This window comes from Pseudonocardia sp. TRM90224 (assembly GCF_021245725.1).
In the GTDB taxonomy this organism is placed as follows: domain Bacteria; phylum Actinomycetota; class Actinomycetes; order Mycobacteriales; family Pseudonocardiaceae; genus Pseudonocardia.
Genome location: NZ_JAJGSX010000030.1, coordinates 21,992 through 35,381, shown reverse-complemented (window position 1 = coordinate 35,381; position 13,390 = coordinate 21,992). Strand labels below are relative to the sequence as shown.

General features: G+C 71.0%; 16 protein-coding genes. 7 read left to right on the top strand and 9 right to left on the bottom strand.

Annotation, left to right across the window (positions count from 1 at the left end; translation table 11 throughout):
• Positions 1-45 precede the first annotated feature (45 nt).
• From LL648_RS30925 to LL648_RS30905, 5 genes are read right to left on the bottom strand one after another with little or no spacing between them, the layout of a single operon-like run.
• Complete coding sequence (locus tag LL648_RS30925) at positions 46-924, bottom strand: carbohydrate ABC transporter permease (RefSeq protein ID WP_232666313.1); 879 nt, start codon at positions 922-924, stop codon at positions 46-48.
• Positions 921-1,829 carry a carbohydrate ABC transporter permease gene (locus LL648_RS30920; RefSeq protein WP_232666312.1) on the bottom strand — a complete coding sequence of 303 codons (909 nt, stop codon included), beginning with the start codon at positions 1,827-1,829 and terminating at the stop codon, positions 921-923. The genes LL648_RS30925 and LL648_RS30920 overlap by 4 nt, the downstream gene beginning before the upstream one ends.
• Positions 1,829-3,130, bottom strand: coding sequence for an ABC transporter substrate-binding protein (locus LL648_RS30915; RefSeq protein WP_232666311.1), 1,302 nt, complete (start codon positions 3,128-3,130; stop codon positions 1,829-1,831). The genes LL648_RS30920 and LL648_RS30915 overlap by 1 nt, the downstream gene beginning before the upstream one ends.
• Positions 3,131-3,169: 39 nt before the next feature.
• Positions 3,170-3,826, bottom strand: coding sequence for a ThuA domain-containing protein (locus tag LL648_RS30910; RefSeq protein WP_232666310.1), 657 nt, complete (start codon positions 3,824-3,826; stop codon positions 3,170-3,172).
• A 51-nt stretch (positions 3,827-3,877) separates the two neighbouring features.
• On the bottom strand, positions 3,878-5,056 hold the full coding sequence (locus tag LL648_RS30905; protein WP_232666309.1) for an ROK family transcriptional regulator: 1,179 nt from the start codon (positions 5,054-5,056) through the stop codon (positions 3,878-3,880).
• Positions 5,057-5,131: 75 nt separating this feature from the next.
• Between LL648_RS30905 and LL648_RS30900 the strand changes: the two genes are divergently transcribed.
• A complete protein-coding gene (locus LL648_RS30900) occupies positions 5,132-5,740 on the top strand; it encodes a hypothetical protein (RefSeq protein ID WP_232666308.1) in 609 nt (202 codons plus the stop codon).
• A 339-nt stretch (positions 5,741-6,079) separates the two neighbouring features.
• Here LL648_RS30900 and LL648_RS30895 read toward each other — a convergent pair whose 3' ends face one another.
• Positions 6,080-6,379, bottom strand: a complete 300-nt coding sequence (locus tag LL648_RS30895) for a tail fiber domain-containing protein (protein ID WP_232666307.1) — start codon at positions 6,377-6,379, stop codon at positions 6,080-6,082.
• A 2-nt stretch (positions 6,380-6,381) separates the two neighbouring features.
• On the bottom strand, positions 6,382-6,552 hold the full coding sequence (locus LL648_RS30890; RefSeq protein WP_232666306.1) for a hypothetical protein: 171 nt from the start codon (positions 6,550-6,552) through the stop codon (positions 6,382-6,384).
• Between the two features lie 36 nt (positions 6,553-6,588).
• Between LL648_RS30890 and LL648_RS30885 the strand changes: the two genes are divergently transcribed.
• The 3 genes from LL648_RS30885 to LL648_RS30875 all read left to right on the top strand — a co-directional run bounded on the left by LL648_RS30885 (position 6,589) and on the right by LL648_RS30875 (position 8,883).
• The gene (locus tag LL648_RS30885) at positions 6,589-7,311 is read left to right on the top strand and encodes an SDR family oxidoreductase (RefSeq protein WP_232666305.1); all 723 of its coding nucleotides are present in this window, start codon (positions 6,589-6,591) and stop codon (positions 7,309-7,311) included.
• A 64-nt stretch (positions 7,312-7,375) separates the two neighbouring features.
• Complete coding sequence (locus LL648_RS30880; RefSeq protein WP_232666304.1) at positions 7,376-7,954, top strand: cysteine hydrolase family protein; 579 nt, start codon at positions 7,376-7,378, stop codon at positions 7,952-7,954.
• Positions 7,951-8,883, top strand: coding sequence for an MBL fold metallo-hydrolase (locus LL648_RS30875; RefSeq protein ID WP_232666303.1), 933 nt, complete (start codon positions 7,951-7,953; stop codon positions 8,881-8,883). The genes LL648_RS30880 and LL648_RS30875 overlap by 4 nt, the downstream gene beginning before the upstream one ends.
• Before the next feature lie 16 nt (positions 8,884-8,899).
• Here LL648_RS30875 and LL648_RS30870 read toward each other — a convergent pair whose 3' ends face one another.
• Complete coding sequence (locus LL648_RS30870) at positions 8,900-10,402, bottom strand: Nramp family divalent metal transporter (RefSeq protein ID WP_232666302.1); 1,503 nt, start codon at positions 10,400-10,402, stop codon at positions 8,900-8,902.
• Positions 10,403-10,553: 151 nt separating this feature from the next.
• Between LL648_RS30870 and LL648_RS30865 the strand changes: the two genes are divergently transcribed.
• Together LL648_RS30865 and LL648_RS30860 are read left to right on the top strand one after the other, a co-directional pair.
• Complete coding sequence (locus LL648_RS30865) at positions 10,554-11,399, top strand: class I SAM-dependent methyltransferase (RefSeq protein ID WP_232666301.1); 846 nt, start codon at positions 10,554-10,556, stop codon at positions 11,397-11,399.
• 232 nt (positions 11,400-11,631) lie between these two features.
• Positions 11,632-12,162, top strand: a complete 531-nt coding sequence (locus tag LL648_RS30860; protein WP_232666300.1) for an ATP-binding protein — start codon at positions 11,632-11,634, stop codon at positions 12,160-12,162.
• A gap of 29 nt (positions 12,163-12,191) precedes the next feature.
• Here the strand turns inward: LL648_RS30860 and LL648_RS30855 are convergent, their stop codons facing one another.
• Positions 12,192-12,416: a hypothetical protein gene (locus tag LL648_RS30855; RefSeq protein ID WP_232666299.1), complete on the bottom strand. Its 225-nt coding sequence runs from the start codon at positions 12,414-12,416 to the stop codon at positions 12,192-12,194.
• 396 nt (positions 12,417-12,812) lie between these two features.
• On the opposite strand from LL648_RS30855, the gene LL648_RS30850 reads away from it, so the two are divergent.
• A complete protein-coding gene (locus tag LL648_RS30850) occupies positions 12,813-13,040 on the top strand; it encodes a DUF397 domain-containing protein (protein WP_232666298.1) in 228 nt (75 codons plus the stop codon).
• Positions 13,041-13,390: the final 350 nt, after the last annotated feature.

Genomic DNA, 13,390 nt, shown 5'->3' with positions numbered 1-13,390 from the left:
AGACCCTAACCGCCCAACATTTCCGTTTCGTGTGAATCCGGGCTCTCAGCGGATGGCGCCCGTCACAAGATCGATCCGCCAGTGCCGCTGCAGCGAGAGGAACAGCGCGACCACCGGGATGATCGAGAGCAACGTCCCGGCAATCACGAGCGAGTACAGCGACGCCTCCGCGGCGCCGTGCCGCAGCAGGCCGTACAGCCCGACGGTGAGCGGGAACTTCTCCTCGCTGGTCAGCATCACGAACGGCAGCAGGAAGTTGTTCCAGATCGCGATGAACTGCAGGAGGAACACCGTCACCAGGCCCGGGCCCATCAGCCGCAGCCCGACCGTGCGGAACAGCTGGAACTCCGATGCGCCGTCGAGCCGCCCGGCCTCCAGCAGCGTGTCCGGCACCGCGGCGGCCGCGTAGATGCGGCAGAGGTAGATGCCGTACGGGTTGAACAGCTGCGGCAGGAGCACCCCGAGGTAGCTGTCGGTCAGCCCGACGGACGAGAGCAGCAGGTACTGCGGGATGGCCAGCACGATCTGCGGCAGCAGGACGCCGGCGAGGATCGTGTTGAACAGCAGCTCCCGCCCGCGGAACGCGTACTTCGCCAACGCGTACCCCGTCGCGGCCGAGATCGCCGACGCGACCACTCCCCCGACCGCGGCGTAGAGGAAGCTGTTCAGCATCCAGCGCCAGAAGATCCCCGACTGGTACTGCGACAGCTCGACGACGTTCTCCGCGAGCCCCAGCGACGGCAGGTACGTCGCCGTCGAGAACAGCTCCGTCTTCGTCTTCGTCGACGCGATGAGGATCCAGAGCGTCGGGATGATGCAGTAAGCGGCCCCTACCAGCAGCGCGACGGTCGGCACCCACGCCGTCCCGCCGCGCCGCGCGACCGCCGGCGCGCCCGCCTCCGGCCGCGCGAGCACGGCCGTCATCCCGCCACCCGCCGCTGGATGAGGCGCGCCGCGACGAACGAGACGCCCAACGCGATCACCGTGAACACCACCGACGTCGCCGCCGCGCGAGGCAGGTCGGCGTCGACGAAGGCGTCGTTGTAGATCTTCATCAGCGGCACCCACGTCGAGGAGATCGCGTTCGACAGCGGCCGCAGCGTGTTGGGCTCGTTGAACAGCTGCAACGCCGCGAGCGCCGAGAACAGCGAGCACATCACGACCGCCGGCCGCACCAGCGGCACCTTGATCCGCAACGCCATCTGCAGCTCGGAGCAGCCGTCGAGGCGCGCGGCCTCGTAGATCTCGGGCGGCAGCGCGCGCAGCGCCGTGAAGATGACGATCATGTTGAAGCCGGCCGCGCCCCAGACGGCGATGTTGGCGACCGAGCCGAACACCCCGACCGGGGAGAAGAAGTCGATGCTGTCGCCCCCGATCGGACTGGTCGCCGGCAGGTAGAGGAAGCCCCACATGAGCGTCGCGATCACGCCGGGCACGGCGTACGGTACGAAGATCGCGAGCCGGCTGAACCGCGCCAGCCGGGTGCGGGGGACGTCGAGCATCAACGCGAACAGCAGCGCCAGCCCGACCGTCCCCGGGATCGCGATCGCCGCCACCAGCAGCATCCGCAGCGCGCTGCGCCACAGCTCGACGTCGCCGAGCACGGCCTGGTAGTTCGCGAGCCCCGAGAACACCATGGTCGTTCCCGTGCCGAGCAGGCCGCCGCTCACCTTGCGCGACTGCACCGAGAGCACCAGCGCGTACCCGGCCGGGGCCACCACGAACCCGAGGAACAGCAGCACCGCCGGCGCCACCAGCACGTACGGCAGCGCCGAGCCCCGGCGCCGTGGCGCCCCCGCCGGTACCCCCCTCGCCGGTGCCACTGCCATCAGCCGACCGTGAAGCCGAGCTTGGTGATGTCGGCCAGCGTCGCCGACTGCATCGTGTCGAGCGCGCCCGCGAACGGGCTGCCCTGCTGCAGCGCCGCGCCGAACGAGTTCGTGTACGAGCTGAACGTCACGGTGACGTTCGGTCCCCACATCGAGAAGCTGCGCGCCCCGGGCGCCACCTGCTTCACGATGCCGTAGAACTCCGGCTGGTTCGGGAAGAACGGTGGCGCGTCGGCCAGCACCGGCAGCGAGCGCCCGGCCGTCGACGCCGGGTAGATGTTGATCTGCTTCACCTGCTCCGAGACGGCGTCCGGGTCGGTGTTGAGCCACGACGCGAACCGCGCCGCCTCGGCCGGGTGCTTCGAGTCGGTGGTGACGGTCGTGGCCGAGCCGCCCCAGATCCCGGTCTGCTGGTCACCCGCCGTCCAGGCCGGCAGCGGCGCGACCGCCCACTTGCCCTTCGTCGAGGGCGCGATCCCGCCGAGCTGCGCCGGCGCCCACGCCCCGGAGATCCAGGTGGCGAGCGTGCCGTCGTTCATCTCCTTGTTCCATTGCGGGGAGAACGACGGGTTCTTCGCGACGAGCCCCTTCGCGACCAGGTCCTCCCAGTAGGCGGCGACCTTCTTCGTCTCGGCGCCGTTGATGTCGACGTGCCACGTCGTGCCCGTCGAGCTCCACCAGTCGGCGCCGGCCTGCTGCGCGAGGCCGGCGAACCAGCCCGGGTCGGCGGCGTCGAAGTTGGTGATGCTGACCCCGGGCGCCTTCTGCGCGAGCTCGGCCGCGGTGCGCGCGTACTCGTCCCACGTCGTCGGCACGGTCAGCCCGTGCTGCTGGAACAGGTCCTGCCGGTAGAAGAGCATCAGCGGCGCGACGTCCTGCGGGATGCCGTAGACCTTGCCTTCGAACCGCACCGGCGCGAGCGTCGCGTCGTCGAACTGGCCGACGGCCTCGGCGGTGTGCTCGGTGATGTCCGCGACCACACCGCCCGCCACCAGCGACGGCAGCGACTGGTACTCGACCTTCGCGATGTCCGGGCCGTTGCCCGCCTGGTGGGCGGTGATCAGCTTGCTGACCAGCTGGTCGCCGCCGGCCGGGTTGGTGAGCGTCACGTGGACGTCCGGGTTGGCCGCGTTCCACTTCTCGACGACCTTGTCCATGTTGGGGTCCCAGCCCCAGTAGGTGAGCTCGACGGGCCCACCGGACGGCGCCGCCGCGCCACCACCAGCGCCGCCGCAGGCGGTCACCACCAGCGCGGCCGCAACGGCCAGCGCGAGCCGGAGTCGACGTTGACTCGTGAACATGCTCGGGTCCTCCCTGCAGGGATTTCTCGCAACGGAACTTCAGGGGGTCGTGCGTGCTGCCCATGCCATGCCGCGGCGCGTGAGCTCCCGCACCGGCGGCACCTCGAGATCCGCGACGCGATGGCCGATCGCGGAGACGAAGACCTTGCCCGCGCCCCACAGGCGCGTCCAGACGACCGGCATCCGGACGTCCCCCGACCCTTGCCCGCCCGTCTCCGGGGTGATGACGGTGTGCGCGAGCACGTCGTTGCGGTCGTCGCCGAGCAGCCAGTACTGCTCGCTGTGCACGTCGAAGTCGGCTATCCCGTGCATGATCGGGTGTTCCGGGCGGTCGACGCGCACGGTGTAGGTGTGGAAGTGCTCGGGGTGGTGCAGGAAGCGGCCGCCGACCATGCGTAGGTACTCGGTGTTGCCGGTGAACGTCGCGACGACCCCGCCGTGCCACCCGGCGAAACCCGTCCCGGCGTGCACCGCGGCGGTGAGCCCACGCTCCTGCTCGGTGGTCAGCGTGCCCTCCGACCAGCACTGGACGATCAGATCGGTGCGCGCGAGCCGCTCGGTGTCGAGGTAGACGTCCAGGTCGTCCGCGATGTCCACGGTGAACCCGGCGGCGGCGAGGTCGGGGAGGAACAGCTCGGTCGCGGGCACGGGCACGTGCCCTTCCCAGCCGCCCCGCACGACGAGCGCGTCCATCATCCGCAAACCCCTTTGTTCACGACTTAAGCTAAGTCGTGAACTAGGGACGCGTCAACGGCCTCCTGCGGAGAGCACCTCCACCACCGGCAGCGTCGCGGCGCCGAGCGCCACCCCGGGCGGGCCGAGCGTGCCCAGCTCGACCTCGGTCTTGCCGACCATGTACGAGAGCGCGAACCGGTCGACGGCCGCGCGCACGCCGGGCAGGATCGCGACGCCGAGCGTCTCCCCCGCCCAGCCGGAGAGCACGATGCGGTCGGGCGCGAGCAGGTTGACCAGGTTCGCGATCCCGATGCCGAGGTACTCGGCCGCGTTGTCCAGCGCGTCGGCCGCCGGTCCGGGCGTCGCGGCCCGGGCCACCAGCTCGGCGAGCACGCCCTCGGTCCCGTCGGCGGTGAACGGCTGCGCCCCGGCGCGCCGCCGGTAGTCGTCGATGATCGCCTCGGCGCCCACGTACGCCTCCAGGCAGCCGCGCGAGCCGCAGCGGCACGGCGCACCGCCGGCCTGGATGATCGTGTGCCCCCACTCGCTCGTCGTGCTCGTGACACCACGCCCGGAGTCGGCGGCGACGGCAGCGCCGATACCCACGCCCATCAGCGCGATGATCGCCCGCTCCGCGCCGCGGCCGGCGCCGAGCCACATCTCGGCCTGGCCGAGCGTCCGCGCGCAGTTGTCGACGTGCACCGGCGCCTGCGTGACGGCCGCGAGCATCCCGGCGAACGCGACACCCGACCAGCCCAGCGTCGGCGCGTGCACGAGCCCGTCGGGCTTGACCGCGCCGGGCACGCCGACGCCGATGCCGAGCAGCTCGCCGGTGACCCCGGCGGTCACCTCTTTCACCCCGGCGCTCGCGAGCGCAACGACGCGCTCCGGGTCGAGCCGGGTGTCGGCGATCGGGTAGGTCACGGTGGCGACGGCGGCGAGCGTGAAATCGAAGAGGCCCGCCCGCAGGTGCGTCTCGCCGACGTCGATGCCGACGACGTACCCGACGTCGGGGCGCACCCGCAGCAACGTGCGGGGCCGGCCGCCGTCGGACCCGACCGAGCCGGCCTCGCCGACCAGCCCGTCGCCGATCAGGTCGGAGACGACGTTGCTCACCGTCGCCGAGCTCAGCCCCGATGCCTGCACCAGCTCCAACCTGCTCGCGGGGCCGTTCAGGAACAGCTGTGACAACAACGCCGCCCGGTTCTGGCGGCGCAGATCGCGCGTCGTGCGTTTCGTGCCGGATGCCACATACGCAGTGTGTCAGGCGTACCACCCTCGGGTACCCCGGTGACCGGGAACACGACCTCACCGTCAGGAGTCGGCATGACCGCCACACCGAAGTCAGAACCTGTCAGCGAGCCCGAGCAGACCACGGTGATCACCCCTACCCGGCGGACCGTCGTCGCCGAGCAACGCCGCCACCACGGCGGCATCAAGTGGGGTGCGGCATTCTTCGGTTGGCTGGCCGCCACCGGCACCGCGGTGCTCCTCACCGCCATCGCGGCGATGATCGGCACGGCCACCGGCATCACCCTGACCCCGGGCACTCTGACGGCGTACGGCGTCACCACCGCGATCGTCCTGCTCGCCGTGCTGTTCGTCGCCTACTACGCGGGCGGGTACGTCGCCGGGCGGATGGCCCGCTTCGACGGGTTCAAGCAGGGCCTCGGCGTGTGGCTCTGGTCGCTGCTGATCGCCGCGGCACTGACCGCCTTCGGGCTCGCCACCGGCCCGCGCTTCGCCGACTTCACGGCCCCGATCGCCGGGCTCGACGGCCTGCCCCCACTCCCGACCACCCCCGAGATGCTCAGCACCTCGGGCGTCCTCGCCGCACTGATCGCGCTGGCCGCCGCACTCGTCGGCGCAGTCCTCGGCGGGCTCGCGGGCATGCACTACCACCGCCGCATCGACCGCACGGGGCTCGACAGCTAGCGCAGCCCGCGGCCGGTCGGTGAACGAACGGCACTTTCGTCCACACCTATTGGACGAGAGTGCCGTTCGTTCGAACCGTTCCGGTCCGGCACCTGCGGCAGGTGGGTGCCGGGCGGTGACTTTCCCGGCATCGTGTGCGTCCCGCGCGCAAGGGCAGGAAAGCCACTTTCCGGCCCTCACGGGGCAGGAAAGTGGCTTTCCTGCCCCGTCCCAGCACCGACCATCCGGTGCACCCCGGGGCCGGCCGCGGTGGTGCCGGGAATGTGGCTTTCCCGGCGTTCTGCCGCCCGCGCGTGCGGCGCGCACGCATCTGGCCGTGGGCCACGCCGCCGAGCGGGATCAATCGCCGTTGCGCCGTTCCAGCTCCTCCACCCGGTCGGCCAGCTCCTTGATCCCCTCGACCAGGGCGCCGACCAGCCCGTTGTAGTCGACCGCGAGGTTGCCCCGGCGGTCGGTGACGACGGCCTCCGGGAACGCGGCCTGCACGTCCTGCGCGATCAGGCCGATCGAGCGCGGCCTGGTGTCCCGCCGGTAGCGGCGGTCCTTCCACTCCCAGGTCACGCCGTGCAGCAGGCGGATCCGCTCGATCACCGAGCGACCGTCGGGCGACGGGCCGACCGGCTCCTCCTCGGCCGGCACGCTCAGATGGACCTGATGGCGCGCTTGAGCCGGCGATCGGAGCCGGTCGTGTTGGGGATGCCGCCGGCGATGGCCATCGCGGTGTCGCTGACGATGATCGCGACGGCGAGCGCGCTCGCGCCCGCGGTGACGCGCACCCATCGCGCCTTCGCCGCGGCTCGGATCCTGTTCATGGTTCCTCCTTCGTCCTACCTGGGTAGGTTGTCGGCGTGGATCTTCAAGACAGGCGGGTGCTCATCACAGGTGCGTCGTCGGGCATCGGCGCCGCCGTCGCCCGCGCGGCGGCAGGCTCCGGCGCGAAGGTCGCCCTGCTCGCCCGGCGCAAAGGCCCGCTCGACGAGCTCGCGGCCGAGCTGGGTGGCACCGCCGTCGTCGCCGACATCACCGACGACGCGGCCGCCGAAGCGGCCGTCGACACCGCGGCCGAGGCGCTCGGTGGGCTCGACGCGCTGGTGAACTCGGCCGGCGCGTTCACCCCCGGCCCGGTCGGTGCGACCGACCCGGCCGTTTGGCGCTCGATGATCGACCTCAACGTCGTCGCGCTGCTCGTGCTGACGAGGGCGGCGATCCCGCACCTGCGCGCCGGGACCTCGCCGACGATCGTGAACCTCTCCTCGATGTCGGGCCGGCGCGTGCCCAACGCCCTCGCCGGCGTCTACGCGGCCACCAAGCACGCAGTGCACGCCGCGAGCGAGGGGCTGCGCCAGGAGCTCGGGCCGGCGGGCATCCGGGTGACGACGGTCGCGCCCGGCTTCGTCGACACCCCGATCGCGGCGTCGTGGCCCGACGGCCCCGTCCGCGAGCACTTCGAGGAGCGGCTGCGCAACGCCGGCCTCGACCCCGCCGCCGTTGCGGCCGCAGTGGTGCACGTGCTCGCCCTCCCGCCCGACGTCCAGGTCGTCGAGTACGCGGTGACATCGATCCGGCAGTGAGAGTAGGTCCCACCCAGGTCCCGGACCAGGCAGGACAGCAGGCAAATCGTGCGATCATGACCGGGTGCCGGACGATGTCGCGCTCGTGGTGGTCGACGTCATCGACGCGTTCTTCGAGCCCGGCCGGCCGGCCTACTACCCCGCCTCCGCCGACGTGCTCGAACCGCTGCGCGAGCTGCTGGCGGCGGCGCGGGCGGCGGACCGGCTGGTGGTGCACGCGGTCGAGCGGCACCGGCCGGGCCTGCCCGACTTCGAGCACCACAAGATCCCCGTTCACTGCGAGATCGGCGACGACCAGTCGTCCTTCGTCGAAGGGTTCGCGCCGAACGGCCGCCCGCGCGAGGTCGAGCTGCCCAAACGCCGGTACTCCGCCTTCCACTCCACCGACCTCGACCTGTTGCTGCGGGAGCAGGGCGTGCGCACGCTCGTCGTCGCAGGGGTGAAGACGAACGTCTGCGTGCGCGCGACCGTGCAGGACGCGTTCGCCGCGGGCTACGAGGTGCTCGTCCCCCGCGAGGCCACCAACTCCAACCGGCCGCACCTCGCCGAGGCGTCGCTGGAGGACATCGACCGCTACTTCGGCTCGGTGGTGCCGCTCGACGAGGCACTCACACGCCTGGCACCGACTTCAGGAGAACCATGACCGCACGCACGCTGCCGGCCCCCGAGCTGACCGAGGTCGCGCCGGGCGCGTTCGCCTACGTCCAGCCCGACGGCAGCTGGATGATCAACAACACCGGCGTCGTCCGCGGCACCGGCGGCGCGTACCTGCTGGTCGACACCACCTCCACGGAGGCGCGCAACCGGGCGTTGCTGGAGGCCGTCGCGCGGATCGCGCCCGGCGCACCACGAGCGCTGATCAACACCCACCACCACGGCGACCACACGTTCGGCAACTGGTTGATGCCACCGCAGACGCCGATCGTCGCCCACGTCACCTGCCGCGAGGACGTGATCGCCGCCGGCCTGATCGCCAGCCAGGTGCTGATCGGGCCCGACTACGGGCACCAGGAGCTGCGCCCGCCGGACACCACCTTCACCGACCGGATGACGCTGCACCTCGGCGACCGGCGCGTCGAGCTGGAGCACGTCGGGCCCGCGCACACCCGCAGCGACGTCATCGTCCACCTGCCGGACGAGAAGGCCATGTTCGCGGGCGACCTCGCCTTCGCCGGCGGCCAGCCGTTCCTCGCCGAAGGCAGCATCGCCGGCTACCCGCGCGCGCTCGCCCGGATCCGCGAGCTGGCGCCGGACGTTCTCGTCCCGGGGCACGGGCCGGTGTGCCGGGGCGACGAGGTGCCCCGCCTCCTCGACGACCTCGCGGAGTACGTCGGGTTCGTCGCCGAGGTCGCCGCCAGGGCGAAGGCCGCCGGGTGGACGCCGCTGGAGGCGGCCGAGCGCGAGCGCGACAACCGCTTCGCCCACTGGCAGGAGAGCGAGCGGCTGGTCGGCAACTTGCACCGCGCCTACTCCGAGCTGGACGGGGAGCCGCTCGGCACCCGCATCCCGCTCGCCAAGATCTGGCCGGACATGGTCGCGTTCCACGGCGGACCCATCGGCTGCTTCGCCTGACGGATCAGGCTGAACATCAGAAGGTCACCAGCGGCTCCCCGAAGAAGTCGGCGACGAAGTTGATGAAGAAGAAGCCGAAGAACAGGAAGTTGAGGATCAGGATCACGTAGTGCCACGGCCGCGGCCGCGCGGCCCGCGGCAGCCTGCTGTTGAGGTAGATCAGCAGGAACGGGTAGATGAGGGCGCCGAGGTTGGACATGTTCGCGGAGAACTGCACGAGCGCCACCGGCAGTGCGAGGTGCAGGATGATCGCGATCGCGATCAGCAGCGCGATCATGAACGGGTAGTAGAACCGGCGCGGGTCGCCCTCGATCAGCGCGCGCAGGCGCGGGCTCAGCGCCGGCGCGGCGTCGGTGACGACCCTGACCATCGCCTCGAAGATGCCCAGCTGCGTGGAGAAGAGGATCAGCACCCCGACCGCCAGCATCAGGTAGAACATCCCCGAGCCGTACTCGGCGGCCAGCGCGCTCGCCACGAACGTCGGCACGTTCGCGGTCGTCGGCTGCTCACCCGAGAGCGCGACCGCGTGCGACATGAGCACCGTCGGCAGCAGCATGCCGAGCATCGCGCCGACGAAGAACACACCCCACATGTCGACCATCAGCAGCCGGTACCAGCGCCGCCACATGCTCGCGTTGCGCTCGTCGTCGGGGAACGTGACACCGACCGACTGCACACCCTGCTTGCCACCGCGCAGCCCGGCGATGAAGCCGGTGCGATGGCCCATTCCGTACCCCTTGTCGCGATAGTGGCCCATCACGTACCAGTTCAGGCCGGAGGCCAGTGCGGTGAACCCGGCGAGCCCCCCGATCTGCGTCGCGGTGATCCCCGGCGGCGGCGCGGCCGGGGTGACGAACCCGCGGATGCCCTCCCACCAGATGCTCCAGGGCACGACGGCGAGGTTGACCACCACGAGGACGGCGAGGATGAGCCCGACCATCACCCAGTTCGAGAGCTCCAGCGCACGGCTCACCCGCCGCGCCGCCGCCGTGATCACGAAGACGACGACGAGCAGCCCGATCGCGTACCAGCGGGTCTGCTGGATCTCCGACGCCTCCGCGACTCGACCGTTGACCAGCGCGAACAGCCCCTGCCCGGCGGAACCGGCCCAGCCGCCCGCGATGAACGAGAAGATCACGACGAACACCGAGAGCGGGATCCACAGCATCGCGCCCGGCGGCACCCGGCCCCATCCGACGACGGGCGCCTCGCCGGTCGCGACGATGTAGCGGGCGCACTCCACGTTGTAGAAGGTCTGCAGCAGCGCCGACACGACGATCACCCAGCCGATGCCGACGAACCCGAACTGCCCGACGGCCTGCGGCCCGAGCAGCCACTCCCCGCTGCCGATCGAGATGCCCAGGGCGATCAGACTGGGCCCGATCACGTACATCACGAGCTCGCGCGCGCCGATCCGGGAGACCCCGAAGACCTCTTCGGGCGCCGGCAGATCGGCGACGCCGAGGTCGGGACGGCTGACGCCGAGTCGGTAGGTCCGGCCACGCTCTACCTCGGTCATGGCAACCCCCGCGCTCACGTCCTTGTGACTCAGGTCACCGACAGGATCGGATGTATCGCCCACACGGGTCAAGAAGGATCACCCACGTGGCCGCCGCGGCCTGCTTCCGGCTGCCACGAGTAGCGTTCTGGCGGCACGGAAGGAGGGTCTCGTGGCAATCATCGTCGACCCGAGCAACGCCGCCGCCGCACAGGGCTGGGACGGGCCCAACGGCGACTTCTGGACCGAGAACGCCGACATGTTCGACGCCGGGGTCGCCCGCTACACGGCGCCGTTCTTCGCCGCCGCGGCGATCGAGCCGGGCTCGCGCGTGCTCGACGTGGGCTGCGGCAACGGCCAGACCACGCGCGACGCGGCCCGCCTCGCCCACGACGGCACCGCGACCGGCCTCGACCTCTCCAGCCGGATGCTCGCGCTCGCGCGCGAACGGGCCGCGGTGGAGGGCGTCGCGAACGTCCGGTTCGAGCAGGCCGACGCGCAGATCGCCGACCTCGGCGAGAACTCCTACGACCGGATCATCAGCCGCACCGGCGTGATGTTCTTCGGCGACCCGGTCGCCGCCTTCCGCAACCTGGCGCGCTCGCTCGCGCCGGGTGGCCGGATGGCGCTCGCGGTGTGGCAGGACATCAGGGAGAACGAGTGGCTCAGCTCGTTCTTCGCCGCTGCCGCCGCCGGGCGGGACATCGCGCCCCCGCCGCCCGACCGGCCAGGGCCGTTCGGGCTGAGCAATCCCGACACCGTGCGCAGCGTCCTGACCGCGGCCGGGTTCGCCGAACCGCAGCTCACCGCGGTGCACGAGCTCATGTACTACGGGGCGGACGTCGCGACCGCCGAGCGGTTCGCACTCGGCACCATCGCCGGGTTGCTCGCCGAGCTCGACGACGCCACCCGAGCCTCCGCGCTTGGTGAGTTGCGCGCGTCGTTGCAGGCGCACATGGGCCCCGACGGCGTCACGTACCGCTCCGGGATGTGGATCATCACGGCGCGCCCGGCTTGACCGGTCCAAGGCCGTGTTGAGGAAGTCAGGGTCGATGCTCTTCGTGATCCAGATCGTCGCTGGCAAGGCGCCGCTACGAGCCGCCGTACTTGACGTACCCGGTCGTGGCGGCAACGCCGCCAGCGGCGGTCTGGGCGCGAAGAGCGCGATCAGGACTTTCTCAACACGGCCTAGAAGGCCAGCGGTCGCGGGATCACTGCGCACCAGGGATGCTGCAACGATGCTCCCGCCGATGCAGACGCCGTCGGACTTCTACCGGATCCAGTTCACCGCCGACCCGGTGCAGCTGGTCTTCTTCCGGGCCGGACTCGGGGCCTGGTTGGAAGGCCTGCAGTGGCCGACGGCCGACCGGATCGACGCGTTGCTCGCGATCAGCGAGGCCTGCACGAACTCCGTGCAGCACGCCTACCGGATCGGTGACGCCGTCGACACCGAGGGCGAGATCGACGTGACGGGCCGGGTCGTCGCGGGCCCCGACAGCAGGCGGATCGTCGTCACCGTTCGCGACAGCGGCGTGTGGCGAGGCAGCGGCGACAGCGACGGGGTGGCCGGCTACGGGCTCACCGCGATCAGGGCGTGCATGGAGCGGGTCAAGATCCAGCACGACGAGCGCGGCACCGTCGTCACGATGACGAGCCGGGCGGTACCGCTCGCCGCGCGCCGCGGGGAGACCGCCCCCGGGGCGACCGCCACCGAGCGAGCGACCAGCAGCGATGCGCCGCACGAGGACCCCCCGGCCTCGCAGGTGCAGCAGTACCGGTAGCGGATCGCGCCAGCCCGCAGCCAGCGGGGCTAAGCGGGCTTGGCGTTGCGGGCGATCCGCGTGGTCTCTTCGGCGATCTCCCACAGGCGGCACGGCCACACCGGCGCCGCCGTCGTGGGGTAGCGGCACCCGCGGCAGTGGCCGGTGGAGTCGGCGGTGTGCTGGGCGAGGATCCGGTCGACCGCTGACGGCGACGACATCACGGCGAGGATCTCCGCGACACTGCGTATCTGATCGGTCGCCTCGCGGGCCATCGCACGTCTCCGATCAGTTCGGGTACAGGATCCTCGCGCCCTGCGCTGACTCTCAGCCAGCGGTCGAGCACACAGAGCAGTCTTGCTGCTGCGGCCTGCAGATGCAAGCGACACGTGCAGCCACAAACGCGCCTTGCATCTGCAAACGACACTTGGCACCCGACCACGCACAGCGGCAACAGCCTTGGGTACCAGCCACGACGCTCCCGACCTCCCCCTTGACCTGCAGTGTTACCGACGGTCGCGTCGCCGGTGGCGTGCAGGGGCGACAGCCCGCCAGCGGTCCCGGTCCCCCGAAATTCGCCTGCGGCTTGCATATGCACGTGCATATGCAACTGCTATCGTCCTGAGGATGGGCACGACGTTCCTGACGCTGCAGATGCAGGGGTTGAGCACATGAAGAACATCGATCGCAACGGCTGGTCGGCTGAACTCTTCACCGACGCCGAGTGGAAGAAGAGCAGTCTCAGCGGCAACCTGGGCAACTGCGTCGAGGTGGCCAAGCTGGAGTCGGGCGAGATCGCGATGCGCAACTCGCGCCACCCCAGCGGCGCCGCGCTCGTCTTCACCCCGGCCGAGTGGACAGCCTTCATCGGCGGCGTGACGCAGGGCGAGTTCGACTAGCACAAAAGATAGGACGTCGAGCACGACGTCGGTGCTGCCGGGCCGTCCCGCGGGCAGCAACGACGCCGTGCTCGACGTGCGTGCTAGGTGCGACGCCCGGATGGACAGCCGCGGTTGGGGTCGGTGAACGAACGGCACTTTCGTCCATACCTAGTGGACGAAAGTGCCGTTCGTTCGCTTCCGGCCCGGCGGGCGGGGCGGACGTGTGCGTTCCGCACGCGAAGGGCAGCAAAGCCACTTTCCGGCCCCCACAGGGCAGGAAAGTGGCTTTCCTGCCCTCCCCAACCCTTGGGTGAGCGGCGACTCACCTGCCGCGCGAGCCACGGAACGTCGGCCTTCACCCGCCGCCC

Coding starts and splice junctions, on each gene's coding strand:
- LL648_RS30925 (WP_232666313.1), bottom strand. CDS start 924: ATGACGGCCGTGCTCGCGCGGCCGGAGGCGGGCGCGCCGGCGGTCGCG.
- LL648_RS30920 (WP_232666312.1), bottom strand. CDS start 1,829: ATGGCAGTGGCACCGGCGAGGGGGGTACCGGCGGGGGCGCCACGGCGC.
- LL648_RS30915 (WP_232666311.1), bottom strand. CDS start 3,130: ATGTTCACGAGTCAACGTCGACTCCGGCTCGCGCTGGCCGTTGCGGCC.
- LL648_RS30910 (WP_232666310.1), bottom strand. CDS start 3,826: ATGATGGACGCGCTCGTCGTGCGGGGCGGCTGGGAAGGGCACGTGCCC.
- LL648_RS30900 (WP_232666308.1), top strand. CDS start 5,132: ATGACCGCCACACCGAAGTCAGAACCTGTCAGCGAGCCCGAGCAGACC.
- LL648_RS30890 (WP_232666306.1), bottom strand. CDS start 6,552: ATGAACAGGATCCGAGCCGCGGCGAAGGCGCGATGGGTGCGCGTCACC.
- LL648_RS30875 (WP_232666303.1), top strand. CDS start 7,951: ATGACCGCACGCACGCTGCCGGCCCCCGAGCTGACCGAGGTCGCGCCG.
- LL648_RS30870 (WP_232666302.1), bottom strand. CDS start 10,402: ATGACCGAGGTAGAGCGTGGCCGGACCTACCGACTCGGCGTCAGCCGT.
- LL648_RS30860 (WP_232666300.1), top strand. CDS start 11,632: ATGCAGACGCCGTCGGACTTCTACCGGATCCAGTTCACCGCCGACCCG.
- LL648_RS30855 (WP_232666299.1), bottom strand. CDS start 12,416: ATGGCCCGCGAGGCGACCGATCAGATACGCAGTGTCGCGGAGATCCTC.
- LL648_RS30850 (WP_232666298.1), top strand. CDS start 12,813: ATGAAGAACATCGATCGCAACGGCTGGTCGGCTGAACTCTTCACCGAC.